Raw genomic sequence first — 14,912 nt, forward strand, 5'->3', positions numbered from 1 at the left:
GCATCATATGTTTACGCGATCGCCAAGCGCCGGGCCCTTGGCGCGGGGCCTAGGAGCTAGGCAGAGACAGCCTCTCGGATATCTCATCCGCTTCAATGGCCTCCTCCGATACCACCACGGATACGTGCCGGTGGCCGTTGGGGTGGAAGGCTCCGCCGACCATGACCAGCTCGTACGCGGTCTCCGCATGTTCCGTGAGGTCGATTCCCGCCCGTTCGCCGGATTCCGTTACGCGCATGCCAATCGTCCGATGGATGAGCAGGCCGATTATGGTGGTCATGACGGCAGTCCAGACGGTCACGATCACGGCAGTCAGCAGTTGGGGCCAGAACTGCGCCAGGCCCCCGCCATAGAAAAGGCCACCGGCCGTCTTTGCAGAGGGAACCGCGAAAAACCCGAGGGACAGCGTGCCCCACAGCCCGCCAAGGAAATGCACCGCCACCACATCCAACGAGTCGTCCAGGCCGAGGCGGAACTTCAAGGAGACTGCCAGGGCACAGATGGAACCGGCAATGGCGCCGATGGCGATGGCGCACACTGGATCAACGAAGCCGCAAGCCGGCGTCACGGCGACAAGCCCGGCCACCGCTCCCGAGGCCGCCCCCAGCGAGGTCGCGTGGCCGTCCCGCAGCCGCTCCACCAGCAGCCAGCCCAGAAGCGCTGCACTGGCTGCCAGCAGCGTGTTGGTCCAGGCAAGCCCGGCCGTCGCATCGGCGGCAAGCTCAGAACCGGCGTTGAAGCCGAACCAGCCAAACCAGAGCAGGCCCGTCCCCAACATGACGAACGGCATGTTGTGCGGGCGAATGTTCGGATCCTTCATGAACCCCAACCGCTTGCCCAGGAGGAGCGCAAGCATCAGGCCCGCCATGCCGGCGTTCATGTGGACTACGGTGCCGCCAGCAAAGTCCAGGGCGGAAACCTTGCTGCCGATGAAGCCAGTCGGGCCGAAGATGCCGCCACCCCATACCCAGTGGGCGACCGGCGCATAGACCAGGGTCACCCATAAGGCCGAGAAGATCAGCCACGGCCCGAACCGCACACGTTCAGCCACCGCGCCGCTGATCAGCGCCACAGTGATAATGGCGAACGTTGCTTGGAAACCAATGAACACCATGTCCGGCAACCCCGGCGCTTTTCCTCCAACGGTGTTCGTCAGGCCAGCGAGTCCGAAGTTCGCGAAGGGGTCGCCGACCCAACCGCCAAGCGTGTCCGGCCCAAAAGCGAGCCCGTAGCCCCACAAGGCCCACACGACCACGACGACGCCCATGGCCCCGAAGCTCATCATCATGATGTTCAGCACTGACTTCATGCGGACCAGGCCGCCGTAGAAGAAGGCCAAGCCGGGGGTCATGAGCAGGACCAGGGCCGAGGCTGCCAGCATCCAGGCCGTCGCGCCTGGATCTAGGGCCAAGGGATCCACAGCCGTCGCTGGTACTGAAAGGAGAAGATTATCCATGGCCGGAGCCTTCCTCGATGGCGCCGCCAAGGCGGCACGGGGCGTCACTTGGACGACTGTTGCCAGTCAGCGAGACCTATCGAGATTGCAGCGCACTCAGCTTAAGGAGGGGATGTTTCGCCTATCGCCGATTCATGTTTCCAGCAGGTAACGAAAAATGCCCTGCTGTTAATTTCAGGTTTCCAGTACATTTCTGGCGCTTGAAGCGATGACCCTACCGGCTCGCAGCCGGCACCAGCACCCACAGAACTTCGACGGGATCGTCGGTCGGGTTGACCCAGGTGTGGGGTTCCCGGCCGGGGAAGGTGACAGTATCGCCGGTGGTCAGTTCATACTCCTCGTTCGTGAGGATGAGCTTGATGGTCCCCTTGATCACGTGCAGCACGTCGACGTCGCAGTCAACGGCATAGAGCTCCGACTCGCCGCGGCCCCGCGGGTCGATGACGGCCTGGATGATCTGCACGCGCCGCTCGGACCGCGCAGTCAGCAACCGCTCCACGATCCCCTCCCCGCCGAGGGAGATGCGGGGGCCGGAATCACGCTTGGTCAGATGGGTTTCAGGCGCCGCGAACAGGTCGCCAATGGAGATCGACAAAACCTGGCACAGGGTGACCAGGGAGGCCACGGACGGCGAGGTGAGATCCCGCTCAACGCGACTCAGGAAGCCCTTGGTCAATCCGGTGGCATCGGCCACCTGTTCGATGGTGAGCCGCTGTGACTGGCGCGCGGCACGGATTCTTGAACCGATGGCAACCGGAACATTGCTCGGCTCAACTGGTAGTGCCTTCATTTACGAACCTTTCACGGCCGGCCGCCCGGCCCCATTATTGGAGTCATATTATCGGCCCGGCCCTTCTGTGACGCGGGGCAAACCGCGCCGCGGAGCTTTGCGTCTTGACTGTTACTAGAATCACAGCCTACGCTTTGATGCAACAAGTGTTGCTTGTGAAACAACTCCCACGAGGAGACGCCCAGCAAGGAACCCAGCGTTCCCCCAGATTTCCATTCAGTGCAGCGCTGTCCGGTCAGCCCGTTTCCCGGCTCGGCCCGCAAACTGCCAAAGCTCCAAGGATCCCCAAATCATGGACGCAAGTTTCGTCAATATCGCCATCGTGGTGGTCTACCTGGCCGCCATGCTTGCCTTCGGCTGGTGGGGCAAGTCCCGCACCAAGAACAACAGCGACTTCCTCGTGGCCGGCCGCCGCCTGGGCCCGTTCCTCTACACCGGCACCATGGCCGCCGTCGTGCTGGGCGGCGCCTCCACCGTCGGCGGCGTCGGCCTCGGCTATAAGTTCGGCATCTCGGGCATGTGGCTCGTGGTGGCGATCGGCGCCGGTGTCCTGCTGCTGAGCCTGCTGTTCGCGGGCACCATCCAGAAGCTGAAGATCTACACCGTCTCCCAGATGCTGTCCCTGCGCTACGGCAGCCAGGCCACCCGGACCTCCGGCATCGTCATGCTCGCCTACACCCTGATGCTCTGCGCCACCTCCACCGGCGCCTACGCCACCATCTTCGTCGTGCTGTTCGGCTGGGACCGGGCTCTGGCCATCGCCATCGGCGGCGCCATCGTGCTGGTGTACTCCACCATCGGCGGCATGTGGTCCATCACCCTGGCCGACCAGGTGCAGTTCGTCATCAAGACCGTGGGAATCTTCTTCCTTATGCTGCCCTTCACGCTCAACGCAGCAGGGGGCCTGGACGGCATCCGCAGCCGCGTCGAGGCAAGCTTCTTCCAGATTGACGGCATCGGCGTTCAGACGATCATCACCTACTTCGTCGTCTACACCCTGGGCCTGCTGATCGGCCAGGACATCTGGCAGCGCGTGTTTACCGCCAAGACGCCAAGGGTTGCCCGCTGGGGAGGCGCCACGGCCGGCATCTACTGCATCCTCTACGGCGCGGCCGGCGCGCTGATCGGCCTCGGCGCGAGGGTGGCACTGCCCAACATCGACGTCGCCACCCAAGGCAAGGACGTTGTGTACGCCGAGGTGGCCCAGAACCTGCTGCCCATCGGCATCGGCGGCCTGGTGCTCGCCGCCGCCGTCGCGGCCATGATGTCCACCGCGTCCGGCGCCCTGATCGCCGCCGCCACCGTGGCGAGGGCGGACGTGCTGCCATTCGTCGCCGGCTGGTTCGGCAAGACCATCAACACGGACGATTCCGACAACCCCGAGCACGACGTCAAGGCCAACCGCATGTGGGTGCTCGGGCTGGGCATCGTGGCCATCCTGATTGCCATCATCACCAAGGACGTCGTCGCGGCCCTCACCATCGCGTACGACATCCTGGTGGGCGGTCTCCTCGTGGCCATCCTCGGCGGTCTCGTCTGGAAGCGCGGCACCGGCATCGCGGCCGCGGCGTCCATGGGAGTCGGTTCCGTCGTGACACTCGGCACCATGATCATCCTCGAGATCAACGCCAAGGAACCGCTGGAAGGCGTCTTCGCGAACGAACCGATCTACTACGGCCTGCTCGCCTCCGCAGTGGTGTATGTGGCAGTGTCGCTGCTGACCAAGCCCACGGACCCCGCGGTCATGAGCCGCTGGTACCGCCGGGTGGCCGGCAAGGACACCGAGGAAGTGCCGGTTTCGGCAACTGTCCTGTAACCCGCACTCTGATGTCCCGTCCGCTGATGCGGCGGCTTTAAGTACGACGACGGCGGTGCCTCCCAGCGCAGGGAGGCACCGCCGTCGCGGTTTAAAGAGTTGGGCTAAAGCGGGAGGGAACGGTTCACGCCCTAGGCTTCGTAGCTTTCGTCCGCACGGAACTCGTCGTCCCCGTCCAGCGGAACTACGCGTTCGTCGTCGTCCACTGCCTCGGAGTTGGCGGGAACAACCCGCTCTTCAGAATCAAGGAATTCGTCTTCCGTATCCCAGTCTTCGTCCACGGGCGCGTCCTCGGCAAAGTCGTAGGCGGGATCGGATTCGATGGTGTTGCGGGTGTCCGGCTCGGGGCGCGATCCGTTGGTGTTCATCAGGCAGACCTCCGTGTGGTTGGACTTCCGTACCCGCCGTCGGCGGGGCACATTTTCATCAGATCACCGTGGGTGCGGGCGGTCAAGGGCATCTGCACTGACAGGCTGCTTTGGCTGCGGCGGCCGCGTTATTGAGGTTTCCCTAAACTTTTGACTACGGGTGACCGGCCGAAAACCCGCGGAAATACGGGGTAAAGTGGGCGATGCAATGGGGCCGCAGCACGTCCCATCTACCCAGGAGTTCCCGTGTCTCAGCACGCAAAATCTGACCCCCAGGCCAGCGGCACTGCGTCCGCCTCTTCCGCCTCAACCAACGGGCCCGCTGACGGCGCCGCGGCTTCCAACCCCGCGGCCTCCCGGCCGGAACCCAGCGCCGCGGACATCAAGCGCTGGCGCCAATACCTCGCCGACGAGCGTGCCGAGGCAGCCGTCTACCGCGACCTCGCGCAGAACCGCACCGGTGAAGAGCGCGCCATCCTTCTGGCCCTCGCCGAAGCCGAAGGCCGCCACGAGGCGCACTGGCTGAAGTTGCTGGGCGAGCACGCGGGCAAGGCCCGGCACGCTTCCTTGCGCAGCCGTTTTCTGGGCTTCCTCGCCCGGCACTTTGGATCCGTGTTCGTGCTGGCGCTGGCGCAGCGGGCCGAGGGCCGCTCCCCCTACACAAGGGAACCGTCCGCCACCCCGGCAATGGCAGCCGACGAGCAGATCCACGAGGAAGTGGTCCGCGGCCTGGCAACACGCGGCCGCAACCGGCTGGCCGGCACGTTCCGCGCCGCCGTCTTCGGCGCCAACGACGGCCTAGTCAGCAATCTCTCGCTGGTTATGGGCATGGCCGCCACGGGCGTTGGCAGCGGTGTGGTCCTGCTCAGCGGCATCTCCGGACTCCTGGCTGGTGCGTTCTCCATGGGCGCCGGCGAATTCGTTTCGGTCCGTTCCCAGCGCGAACTGCTGGACGCAACCCGTCCCACCCAGGTCACGCTGGTGGCGGCACCCCAGCTGGACATCGAACACAACGAACTCCTGCTGGTCTACCTGGCCCGCGGCATGTCCCGTGAGGCCGCCGAACACCGCGTGGCCGAGCGCATGGGCCTCTTCACGTGCGACTGCGATCCAAGCCTTTCGCTCCATCCCGAGCTCCCCGAGACCGAGGACGAGCACGAAGCCGTGGGCACAGCCTGGGGCGCCGCGCTCTCCAGCTTCTGTTTCTTCGCCTCGGGCGCGATCGTGCCCATCATTCCGTTCCTGTTCGGCATGACCGGGATCGGCGCCCTCATTGTGGCCGCAGTCCTGGTGGGCATCGCGCTGCTGGCAACCGGGGGCACCGTCGGCCTGCTGTCCGGCACGTCGCCTCTGACCCGCGGGCTGCGGCAGCTCGCCATCGGGCTCGGCGCGGCCGGCGTGACATACCTCCTGGGCATGGCATTTGGCGCCGTGATCGCCTGAGCCCTGGCTGGCCGGCTGGGCCAGTTTCCTGCGCTGGTTCGCGGAACTGTAAAGTGTGTCTGTTTGCCTGATGCCTGTTTTCCCTTGTGGGGGCGCCGCGGCAGAGGAACGCCGTGAAAGGGGTGCAGTGGAGGGTCAGGAGCCGGAGTCCAGTCAGCGCCGGCACCGGCACCGGCCTCGCCACTCGGGTCCGGCCACCGCGGCCGCGAGGTTTATCCGCCGCCTGATCGTGCTCGCTGCCCTCGGTTGTGCAGCGTTCCTGGCCGCCGGAATGGCTTACGGTGACCCCCGCTTCGCCGGTGTGCTGAACTTCCGCATCGGCTCCGGGGACCAGTCCTCGTCCCGGCAGGAGGGGGCTGGGCAGGATCCCGGCGGGCAAGATCCGGCCGGGGCCGGTCCCGCCGGGCACGATCCCGCCGGGCAAGCCGGGCAGCCCGGACACAGCTCGCAGTCTGGCGGGGCCGAAGCGGGCGAGCCCGGAGGCCCGGGAAGTTCAACGGGCGCACCACCGCCGGGCCTCGAGGAGGCGGCCGCTCCGCTGGGCACGCCGGCACCGCCTCCCGAGCCCAGCGATTCCTACAAGTTCCTCGCCGTCAACAGCGACGGCTCCCCCGTGGGCTACTCGCCTTGCCGTCCGCTGCACTATGTGGTGAATGCCAGCCTGGCACCGGAGGGGGCGGCAGGCCTGGTTCCCTTGGCGATCCGGGAAATTTCCCGCGCCACCGGCATCCAGTTTGTCGACGACGGCGCCACTGACGAGCAGCCCTCGGACCAGCGCGCCCCCTACCAGCCCGGGGCCTACGGCGACCGCTGGGCACCCCTGCTGATCAGCTGGACCACCCCGGATGCGGCTCCCAAGCTGGGTGGCAAGGTTGTCGGCACCGGCGGCAGTACCCACTACAGCTACGGGAACGGTCCCAAGAGCTATGTCACCGGCAGCCTGGAACTGGATGCCCCACAGATGGCTATTGAGCTTGAGCGCCCCGACGGCACTGCCTACGCCACAGCCGTCATCCTCCATGAACTGGGACACGTGATGGGGCTGGAGCATGTCAACGACCCCGTGCAGCTCATGTATCCGGAGATCGGCGCGCCCGACGGCCTCGCGGCCGGCGACCTGAACGGGCTGTACCAGCTGGGCAAGACACCCTGCCGCAAGGATCTCTAGCTCACCCGCCGAGGACCGCGAGCGCCTCGTCCACGCTGTCCACCAGGAAGATCCGCTCCTCCATGGCCCGGCCCGCCGCGAGGCTTTGCAGCATGGGCCAGGCGGGGAACCGCTGTTCCCAGTGCTCCCTGCCCACCAGCACCATCGGGGTCATGGCCTCCGGGGCACCGTAGTAGTTCTCGCAGGCATCCTGGAAGATCTCCTGCACCGTGCCCGCGGCTCCCGGCAGGAATACGATCCCGCCGTTGCAGACCTCCAGGAGGATGGCCTCGCGGACGGCATTGGCAAAGTACTTGGCGATGTGGGTGGCGAAGTAGTTGGGCGGTTCGTGGCCGTAAAACCAGGTGGGAATGCCGAGGGACGCGGTCCCGTCCGGAAAGCGTCCGACGGCGGCTGCCGCGGCACGTGCCCACGCGGACACCGAGGGACGGAAGCCGGGAACGGCAGCAAGCTCCCGAAGCACGCCGTGGAAATCGTCGTCGTCGGCCGTGCTGAGGTAGGCACCAAAGTTCGCAGCCTCCATGGCCCCGGGGCCGCCGCCGGTGGCCACCAGGTGGCCGCGGCGGGCCAGGAGCCTGCCGAGCGTGGCGGCCGCGGTGAAGCCGCCGGTCCCCCGCTGCAGGGCATGGCCTCCCATGACGCCGACGATGGAACGCCCTCCGCTGTTGAGCGTGCGGACGAATTCCTCCAGCGCGTCGCCGACGGCATGGTCATGCAGGGCTGCCGCGAGCGTGGAGTCGAGGCGGTTCCGCTGGCCCGGCCGCATGCTCCATTGGTAGACCAGGGCGTCGGGGGTTTTCTCGTACGGCTCATCGACGATGCCGGCGTACAGCTCCTGCGGGGTGTACAGCCCGGCACGGTACGGATTGAACGGGAGGCCGGTGAGCCGCGGGAAGATCAGTGCGCCCCGGCTGCGGAGTGAAGCCTCCACGCCAGGGTCGAAGGTGCAGCCCAGGAAAACCGCACCCTCGGCGTCCAGGGCTGCCAGGGCGGTGCCCCGTCCGCGCAGGTCCAGCGACTGGGCGTGCCAGCCGTGCATGGCCTTGGCCCCCGCGCTCACCAGCCGGTCGAACCTTGCGATGCTGTCCACCTCAAGGGTCCGCGGGCTCGGGTTCAGGCTGCCTGAGGGATTCATGCTGCCCAGCCTAGTGCCGTGTTCAGCACTGCCGCCGAACCCCGTGCCGCGAACTCCACGACCTGAAAACCCAACTAGGTAGCAGTTGTGGGCGTTCCCGGCTGAGAACGCCCTGTGCTGCTACCTAGTTGGGTGGATACATCAGGAACGGGTCAGGAAACCTGGAGGCCGCCGTTGATGTCGTAGGTGGCGGCGGTGATGTAGCCCGAGTCCGCACCCAGCAGGAAGGAGATCAGCGCAGCAACTTCCTCGCGGGTCCCCACCCGGCCCATCATGATGCCCTCGGACATCTGGGCCTTGCGCTCTTCGGTCAGCGTGCCGCCCATAATGTCGGTGTCGATCGGACCCGGGGCAATGGCGTTCACGGTCACACCGAACTCGCCCACTTCCCGGGCCAGGGCGCGGGTGAAGCCGATGATGCCTGCCTTGGAGGCGCTGTAGGCCACCTTGGAGTAGGTGCCTCCGCCGCGCTGGGCGGAGATGGAAGAGATGCTCACGATGCGGCCGAGCTTGCGCTCGATCATTCCCTTGAGGACCCGCTGGGACACCACGAACGTGCCGCGCATGTTGATCGCGAAGACTTTGTCCCACTCGGCAACCGTGGTTTCCATGAAGGGGGTCGGCGAGCTGATGCCGGCCAGGTTGGCAAGGGCCACGATTGGCGGCAGGGATGCTTCGATCTCGGTGATCGCCCGGTCCACGGACGCCTCGTCGGAGACATCGGCTCCCACGCCGACCGCCTTCACGGCACGGTTGGACCCGATCTCCGCGGCGGCGGCCTTCGCGTCCTCGGCGTTGATGTCCAGGATCGCGATGGACCAGCCTTCGCTGGCCATGCGGTCAGCTGCTGCGCGGCCGATGCCGCGGGCGGACGCCGCGCCGGTCAGCACCACGGTGCGCTCTGCGGGGAAAGGGGTGTTTGAGCTCATTGCGGGTATTCCTTCGGGTGGTTCTCGGATGGGTCTTTAGTGGCTGGCCGGAGTGTCTGTGGCGGCCTTGACGGCCGGATCCAGCGCCGCATCACCTTCGGGGCGCCTGCGGGCGTAGAGGTAGGTGGCCACAGCCGTGATGCACAGGCAGAAGGAGAGGAAGAGCAGGCCGCTCTGGTTGTTGCCGGTGGCGTCCTTCAGCAGGCCCACGGCGTAGGGAGCGACGAATCCGCCCAGGTTACCCAGTGAGTTGACCATGGCCAGGCCGGAGGCTGCGGCCGCGCCGGTCAGCGCTGCGGACGGCATGGACAGGAACGGGGCAATGGCTCCGTAGATGCCCATGGCCGAGGCGGTCAGGGCGACGAGTGCCAGGACCGGGTTGACCGGGAGCAGGTAACCTGCGGCCAGCAGGCCCAGGCCTGCCAGGACCATGCTGACGGCGCTGTGCCACGCGCGTTTGCCGGTCCTGTCAGCACGCTTGCTCCAGAAGTAGACGAAGACTGCGGCCACTGCGTACGGGATGAGGACGATGAATCCGACCTCGGCGGTGGAGAACTTGCCGAGGGCTGCCACGATGGTGGGCATCCAAAGACCGAGGCCATAGATGCCGCAGACCAGGCCGAAGTAGAGGGCCGAGTAGACGAGGGTCCGCTTGTCCTTCAGGCCGGCGAGGAAGTTGTGGCTGCTGCCCTTGGACTTGGCTGCCAACTCGGCGTCCATGGTGGTGGCGAGCCATTCGCGCTCGTCGGCGTTGAGCCACTTGGCGTCGCGCGGGCGGTCCGTCATCAGGAAGGGGGTCAGCACACCCAGCACGACGGCGGGGATGCCTTCAATGATGTAGAGCCACTGCCAGCCGTGCAGGCCCAGAACGCCGTCCATCTGGAGGAGCAGGCCGGAAACAGGTGCCCCCAGTGCGTTGGAGATGGGCTGGGCCAGGATGAAGATGCCCAGCACGGTGACGCGCTGTGCGGCGGGGAACCAGAGGGTCAGGTAGAAGAGGATGGCGGGGGAAAAAGCCGGCCTCGGCAGCGCCGAGCAGAAAGCGGATGATGAAGTAGGTGGATTCGCCGTTCACCAGCGCCATCGCGGCTGCGAAAATGCCCCAGGTGATGAGGATGCGGGCCAGCCATTTGCGGGCACCAAACTTGTACATGCCGGCGTTGCTGGGGATTTCGAGTACGGCATAGCCGAGGAAGAAGATGCCGGCGCCCAGCCCGTAGGCCGCAGCGGTCAGGCCGATGTCCTCGCTCATGGTCAGTTTGGCAAAGCCGACGTTGTTACGGTCCAGGTACGCGATGAAGTAGAGCAGGACGATCAGGGGCATTACGCGGCGGCGGACCTTGCGGAGCGTGCGGTCTCCAAGCTCGCCGAGTCCGGAGGACTTTGTGGTTAATGAAGTCATCATCGACCTTCTGTCTGGCGGTTCCCGGCGGCTTTGCGGTGGGAAATCCGCTGCTTGTCTTGGTGGGGTCTTGTCCGTCTAAACGGTGGGGATCTTATCCGTCTAGACGATTTATCTGATGTCAGACATCTGACGGTGGGACATGACCAAAAGCATAGGAGGGTGACGAGCATTACGTCAAGACGCAAAAGGTAGACCCGGAAAGGAGGGGCCAAGGAAGGCCGGAAGGCTAGGAGCGCTGGCCGTGAACGTAGCGCTCGTAGTCCTCGAAGGTCTGGTCCATGTGCTCGTCCATGGCCTTGCGGGCCAGCTCGGAGTCTCCGGTAAGGATGCTCTCCAGCACCCGCTGGTGGAACGCGATAGCGTGGCGCTGAATCTCCTCGATCGCCGACGTCTCGCGGCGGGCGCGGTAGAGGGACTGACCGAGCTGGGCCAGGAGGGCGCGGACAAACGGGTTGCCGGAGGCCTTCAGAACGGTGTCGTGGAAGGCAATGTCCGCCATCACGAACCCGTCAAGGTCGCCGGCTTGGTGATACCGCTTCATGTCCGCAATGGACGCCCGCATCTCCTCCGCATGCTCGGGGGTATGGCGACGGGCGGCGAGCGCGGCGGCGCCGGTTTCCACCATGCGCCGGACCTCGATCAGGCCACGGGAAACCTGGTCGTCCGCGTTGCCGTGGGAGGCCGCCTTGATGATGGCGTCCAGGCCGGTCCAGTTGTCCGCCGGATTAACGAACGTCCCGCGGCCCGCTTTGACGTACAGGATGTTCTGGGCCCGGAGTGCCTTCAGGGCTTCGCGTGCGGTCAGCCGGCTGACGTCGTAGGCCTTGGCAATGTCGGCTTCCGGCGGCAATGCGTCATGCGGCTTCAGCCTGCCGTCCAATATGTCGTCCAGCAGACCGTCAACGAGGTCGTCAACAAGTGTCCTGCGCCCCACCGACTGCCCTACTTTCGCCTTGCCCAATGCTCCCAACACTACCGAAGCCGGGCCAGACGCAGTAAAAACAGCGCAAAAGTGCGTCAGTGCGGGGCCTGGGCGCCCGTAACGTCCCTGTCCGGCCCGGCGAGGGTCATGTCGATATTCTTCGGGTGGCGGCGCTGGTAGCCCGCCGGCCGGAGCAGGAACTTGCCGCGGACAGGGCGTGCATCCCACTGTTCGATGACGAGGGTACCGGGTACACCGTTCACGAAGATCCGGTCCGGCGCGGCGGCGATGAAGCGGACGCGGGCCCCAGATAACGGGTGCTCATCCGCCCAGCCTAATCGCCGGATATGGGGCACAATTTGAGGATGCAGAATTCAACGCGGAATTCAGGAACAGTGCAGACCCCAAACGCAGGGCCTAACAGCGACGCAGCGCAGAACACAGACACGGCACCGGATGCAGGTGCGGCTCCGAGCGCGGTACCGGGCGACGTGCGCCGGCCGCGGATCGGCATCCCCGTCCGACTGAGCAGCTCGGCAGACCCGGACCCGCGGGTAGCCAAGGCCAACAGCCTCTTCGGCTGCATCGTCAGCCTGATCCGCGACGTCGGCGGGGAACCCGTGCTGCTCACCCCTGAATCCGTGGAGGGGCCGCCGGCGGGCAGCCTGGAAGGTGCGCCCTCCGTCGGCCCTTCCGTCGGCCCTTCCGGCGGAACTTCCGACGGCGTCAAGGTGCCGGACGCGCCCGAGGCGCTTGACGGCGTCGTACTTCCCGGCGGCGGCGACGTTGACCCGCGGCTCTACGGCCAGGAGCCGGGGCCCTCCCTCTATGACGTCAACACCGAGCAGGACCGGCTGGACATCGCGGTGGCGCGGCGCGCGCTCGATGCCGGCACGCCGGTGCTGGGAATCTGCCGCGGCCACCAGCTGCTCAATGTCCTCTACGGCGGAACGCTGATCCAGGACATGACGCCGGGCACCGTGCCGCACCGCCAGATCCCGGCAGCGGCCAACAGGCCCTGGGTCTGGCACGAGGTGACCATCACACCGGGGTCCAAGGTGGCGAAGATGTATGCCGCCGTCGAGAATCCGGAGTCCGACGGGACGGCGTCCGTCGACGCCGGCGACGCAGCCGCGGACAAGGCAGCCGACGATGCGGCGGCAGGTGACATGGCCGCCGTCGAGGTCAAGATCGCCTCCGGCCACCACCAGGCTGTGGACCGGGTGGCGCCGGGGCTGCTGGTGACCGCCGTGGCGGATGACGGCACAGTGGAGGCGCTGGAGGACCCCGAGCGCTGGGTCGCATCGGTACAGTGGCACCCGGAAGCCCTGGAACTGACCGAGGAACAACGTCTTGCCCCGTTCCGGGTATTTGTTGAGGCCTGCCGCACACGCTGACCGCCCGGTGGACCCGCCCGGGGCGCCCTGACAGGCCACCCGGAACGGCCGTTTTCTCAAACTGCCGCATTCCTTGACTGGCGGCGGCGCCCTGCTATGATCAAAATCGGAGTATGTCCTAACAAACGGACATGCACCGATATACAGGCTACTGGACGCAGGAACCTGCAGCACAAAGGGAGCACTCAATGGCGAACCAACTACACCTAAGCATCGACCGCTCGTCGCCGGTGCCGCTGTACCATCAGGTCGTCCAGGGCATTGAAGCTGCCATCCATACCGGCCTGCTGGAACCCGGAAGCCGGTTGGAGAACGAGATCGATCTCGCCGCCCAGCTGAACCTCTCGCGCCCCACCATGCGCAAGGCAATGGACGAACTGGTCCGCTCCGGCCTGCTCGTCCGCAAGCGGGGTGTCGGCACGCAGGTGGTGTCGAGCCAGGTCCGCCGCCCCCTTGAGCTGTCCAGCCTGTACGACGACCTGACCAACAACGGCAGCAAGCCCACCACAGAGGTGCTCACCTTTGCGCACGTTGAGGCCGACGCCGCCACCCGGGAGGCCCTGCACCTCGCCGCCGGGGCCAAGGTCTACCACTTCACCAGGCTCCGGAAGGTGGGCGGGAAGCCGCTGGCCCTGATGGAGAACTGGGTGCGCGACGACATCACGCACATCGACGAGGACCTGCTGAAGACGCAGGGCCTGTACAGCATCCTGCGCAGCGGCGGCGTCAACTTCCGGCTGGCCACGCAGCGCATCGGCGCGATGGTGGCCAACGACTACCAGGCTCCGCTCCTGGAGACCGAGGCAGGCTCAGCCCTGGTGACCATGGAACGCACCGCCGTCGATGACACGGGGCGGAACGTGGAAACCGGCCACCACGTCTACCGCGGCGACTCCTACAGCTTCGAAATGACACTGGTTCAGCGCTAGAGCAGTTCAGCGCCAGAGCAATTCTGCGCCAGACCAGACCAGTCCAGCGCCAGCGCAGCGGCAGCCCGCAGAGGCAGCTGCGCGAGGACGGCGGCCTTGCCTTGCCCTCGCGCCGGGCCGTCGTGCGCCGGAACAACCACAACCTCCGAAAGGGACACGAACTTATGGCCGAATGGGTATACCCCCTGGGCAGTGCAGCCGAAGGCTGCTGGGACGTTTCGCTGGGAACGTCCGACTCGAAACTTGCCGTGGAAGGCTGGGAACACACGGGACTGAAGGTGGCCACGTTGGCCCCGGGCGCCGTCGTCGAACTCCCGCCCGCGGCCGAAGAACGAATTGTCATCCCGCTCAGCGGGGCGTTCACGGCCAGCGTGCACGGGCTTGACTACCCCCTGGCCGGGCGGGCCAGCGTGTTCAGCGGACCCACAGACGTGCTGTACACCGGGACAGACAAGGCGGTGACCGTCACATCGTCCGACGGCGGCCGGGTTGCCATTGCGACGGCGCCCGCCAGAGTCCAGTACCCCACCCGCCTGATCACGGCGGCAGAGACGCCGGTGGAGTTGCGCGGAGCCGGTAACTGCTCGCGCCAGGTCCACAATTTCGGCACCCCCGCCGCGCTGGAAGCCGACCGCTTCATCGTCTGCGAGGTCCTCACTCCCGCCGGCAACTGGTCCTCCTACCCTCCCCACAAGCACGACGAGGAGAAGGAGGGCGAGACCCGGCTCGAGGAGATCTACTACTTTGAGACGCGGGTGGCTGCCGGCCCGGGTTCCAACGGCCCGGGCGAGAATGCGGACGCCATCGGCTACCAGCGCGTCTACGCCTCCGACCACCGGCCCATCGACGTATCGGCCGAGGTCCGCACGGGCGACGTGGTCCTGGTGCCCTACGGCTGGCACGGCCCGGCGATGGCCGCCCCCGGCTACGACATGTACTACCTCAACGTCATGGCCGGCCCCGGCCGCGTACGCGACTGGCTCATCAGCGACGACCCGCATCACGGCTGGGTGCGCCAGACCTGGGACAGCCAGAACCTTGACCCCCGGCTGCCGTTCGGGGCATAGGCACTGCTCCTGGCCCTCACCGCGCTTCGAGCGCTGCGGTTTGGGCGCGGCGCGCTTCGGGCCCGGCAGGCTTCGGGCCCGGCAGGC

General features: G+C 66.4%; 15 protein-coding genes. 6 read left to right on the plus strand and 9 right to left on the minus strand.

The genetic code is table 11. The features are described from left to right. Nucleotides 1-49: 49 nt before the first annotated feature. The gene (locus tag ABIE00_RS19020) at nt 50-1,456 is read right to left on the minus strand and encodes an ammonium transporter (RefSeq protein WP_354262261.1); all 1,407 of its coding nucleotides are present in this window, start codon (nt 1,454-1,456) and stop codon (nt 50-52) included. 214 nt (nt 1,457-1,670) lie between these two features. Then, nucleotides 1,671-2,246 (minus strand): helix-turn-helix domain-containing protein, encoded by a 576-nt coding sequence (locus ABIE00_RS19025; protein ID WP_354262262.1) that lies wholly within the window; start codon nt 2,244-2,246, stop codon nt 1,671-1,673. A 292-nt stretch (nt 2,247-2,538) separates the two neighbouring features. On the opposite strand from ABIE00_RS19025, the gene ABIE00_RS19030 reads away from it, so the two are divergent. Next, nucleotides 2,539-4,062 carry a sodium:solute symporter family protein gene (locus ABIE00_RS19030; protein WP_354262263.1) on the plus strand — a complete coding sequence of 508 codons (1,524 nt, stop codon included), beginning with the start codon at nt 2,539-2,541 and terminating at the stop codon, nt 4,060-4,062. A 131-nt stretch (nt 4,063-4,193) separates the two neighbouring features. Here the strand turns inward: ABIE00_RS19030 and ABIE00_RS19035 are convergent, their stop codons facing one another. Then, complete coding sequence (locus ABIE00_RS19035) at nt 4,194-4,430, minus strand: hypothetical protein (protein WP_354262264.1); 237 nt, start codon at nt 4,428-4,430, stop codon at nt 4,194-4,196. 246 nt (nt 4,431-4,676) lie between these two features. Here ABIE00_RS19035 and ABIE00_RS19040 point away from each other — a divergent pair, with 246 nt between their 5' ends. Then, nucleotides 4,677-5,873, plus strand: a complete 1,197-nt coding sequence (locus ABIE00_RS19040) for a VIT1/CCC1 transporter family protein (protein WP_354262265.1) — start codon at nt 4,677-4,679, stop codon at nt 5,871-5,873. A gap of 127 nt (nt 5,874-6,000) precedes the next feature. Further along, nucleotides 6,001-7,041, plus strand: coding sequence for a matrixin family metalloprotease (locus ABIE00_RS19045; RefSeq protein ID WP_354262266.1), 1,041 nt, complete (start codon nt 6,001-6,003; stop codon nt 7,039-7,041). A 1-nt stretch (nt 7,042) separates the two neighbouring features. Here the strand turns inward: ABIE00_RS19045 and ABIE00_RS19050 are convergent, their stop codons facing one another. From ABIE00_RS19050 to ABIE00_RS19075, 6 genes are all read right to left on the minus strand, one after another. After that, complete coding sequence (locus ABIE00_RS19050; RefSeq protein ID WP_354262267.1) at nt 7,043-8,176, minus strand: LOG family protein; 1,134 nt, start codon at nt 8,174-8,176, stop codon at nt 7,043-7,045. Between the two features lie 152 nt (nt 8,177-8,328). Next, nucleotides 8,329-9,105: an SDR family NAD(P)-dependent oxidoreductase gene (locus tag ABIE00_RS19055; protein ID WP_354262268.1), complete on the minus strand. Its 777-nt coding sequence runs from the start codon at nt 9,103-9,105 to the stop codon at nt 8,329-8,331. 36 nt (nt 9,106-9,141) lie between these two features. Continuing rightward, nucleotides 9,142-10,050 (minus strand): MFS transporter, encoded by a 909-nt coding sequence (locus tag ABIE00_RS19060; RefSeq protein WP_354263434.1) that lies wholly within the window; start codon nt 10,048-10,050, stop codon nt 9,142-9,144. Further along, nucleotides 9,935-10,510, minus strand: a complete 576-nt coding sequence (locus ABIE00_RS19065; protein ID WP_354262269.1) for an MFS transporter — start codon at nt 10,508-10,510, stop codon at nt 9,935-9,937. Before ABIE00_RS19065 ends, ABIE00_RS19060 begins: the two co-directional genes overlap by 116 nt. 226 nt (nt 10,511-10,736) lie before the next feature. Next, entirely contained in the window at nt 10,737-11,444 is a 708-nt protein-coding gene (locus ABIE00_RS19070) for a FadR/GntR family transcriptional regulator (protein ID WP_354263436.1), read from the minus strand. An 83-nt stretch (nt 11,445-11,527) separates the two neighbouring features. Beyond that, nucleotides 11,528-11,788 (minus strand): hypothetical protein, encoded by a 261-nt coding sequence (locus ABIE00_RS19075; protein WP_354262270.1) that lies wholly within the window; start codon nt 11,786-11,788, stop codon nt 11,528-11,530. Between the two features lie 9 nt (nt 11,789-11,797). On the opposite strand from ABIE00_RS19075, the gene ABIE00_RS19080 reads away from it, so the two are divergent. From ABIE00_RS19080 to iolB, 3 genes are all read left to right on the plus strand, one after another. Then, entirely contained in the window at nt 11,798-12,829 is a 1,032-nt protein-coding gene (locus tag ABIE00_RS19080) for a gamma-glutamyl-gamma-aminobutyrate hydrolase family protein (protein WP_502914234.1), read from the plus strand. A gap of 188 nt (nt 12,830-13,017) precedes the next feature. Then, nucleotides 13,018-13,758, plus strand: a complete 741-nt coding sequence (locus ABIE00_RS19085) for a GntR family transcriptional regulator (RefSeq protein ID WP_331569122.1) — start codon at nt 13,018-13,020, stop codon at nt 13,756-13,758. A 164-nt stretch (nt 13,759-13,922) separates the two neighbouring features. Next, nucleotides 13,923-14,825, plus strand: a complete 903-nt coding sequence (gene iolB, locus ABIE00_RS19090) for a 5-deoxy-glucuronate isomerase (protein WP_354262272.1) — start codon at nt 13,923-13,925, stop codon at nt 14,823-14,825. The last annotated feature ends 87 nt before the right edge of the window (nt 14,826-14,912 follow it).

The organism is Arthrobacter sp. OAP107, assembly GCF_040546765.1.
In the GTDB taxonomy this organism is placed as follows: Bacteria; Actinomycetota; Actinomycetes; order Actinomycetales; family Micrococcaceae; genus Arthrobacter.

What these genes read in the sequence shown, in the direction of transcription:
- ABIE00_RS19020 (WP_354262261.1), bottom strand. Translation starts at nt 1,456, where the DNA reads ATGGATAATCTTCTCCTTTCAGTACCAGCGACGGCTGTGGATCCCTTG.
- ABIE00_RS19025 (WP_354262262.1), bottom strand. Translation starts at nt 2,246, where the DNA reads ATGAAGGCACTACCAGTTGAGCCGAGCAATGTTCCGGTTGCCATCGGT.
- ABIE00_RS19030 (WP_354262263.1), top strand. Translation starts at nt 2,539, where the DNA reads ATGGACGCAAGTTTCGTCAATATCGCCATCGTGGTGGTCTACCTGGCC.
- ABIE00_RS19035 (WP_354262264.1), bottom strand. Translation starts at nt 4,430, where the DNA reads ATGAACACCAACGGATCGCGCCCCGAGCCGGACACCCGCAACACCATC.
- ABIE00_RS19050 (WP_354262267.1), bottom strand. Translation starts at nt 8,176, where the DNA reads ATGAATCCCTCAGGCAGCCTGAACCCGAGCCCGCGGACCCTTGAGGTG.
- ABIE00_RS19055 (WP_354262268.1), bottom strand. Translation starts at nt 9,105, where the DNA reads ATGAGCTCAAACACCCCTTTCCCCGCAGAGCGCACCGTGGTGCTGACC.
- ABIE00_RS19065 (WP_354262269.1), bottom strand. Translation starts at nt 10,510, where the DNA reads ATGATGACTTCATTAACCACAAAGTCCTCCGGACTCGGCGAGCTTGGA.
- ABIE00_RS19080 (WP_502914234.1), top strand. Translation starts at nt 11,798, where the DNA reads ATGCAGAATTCAACGCGGAATTCAGGAACAGTGCAGACCCCAAACGCA.
- ABIE00_RS19085 (WP_331569122.1), top strand. Translation starts at nt 13,018, where the DNA reads ATGGCGAACCAACTACACCTAAGCATCGACCGCTCGTCGCCGGTGCCG.
- iolB (WP_354262272.1), top strand. Translation starts at nt 13,923, where the DNA reads ATGGCCGAATGGGTATACCCCCTGGGCAGTGCAGCCGAAGGCTGCTGG.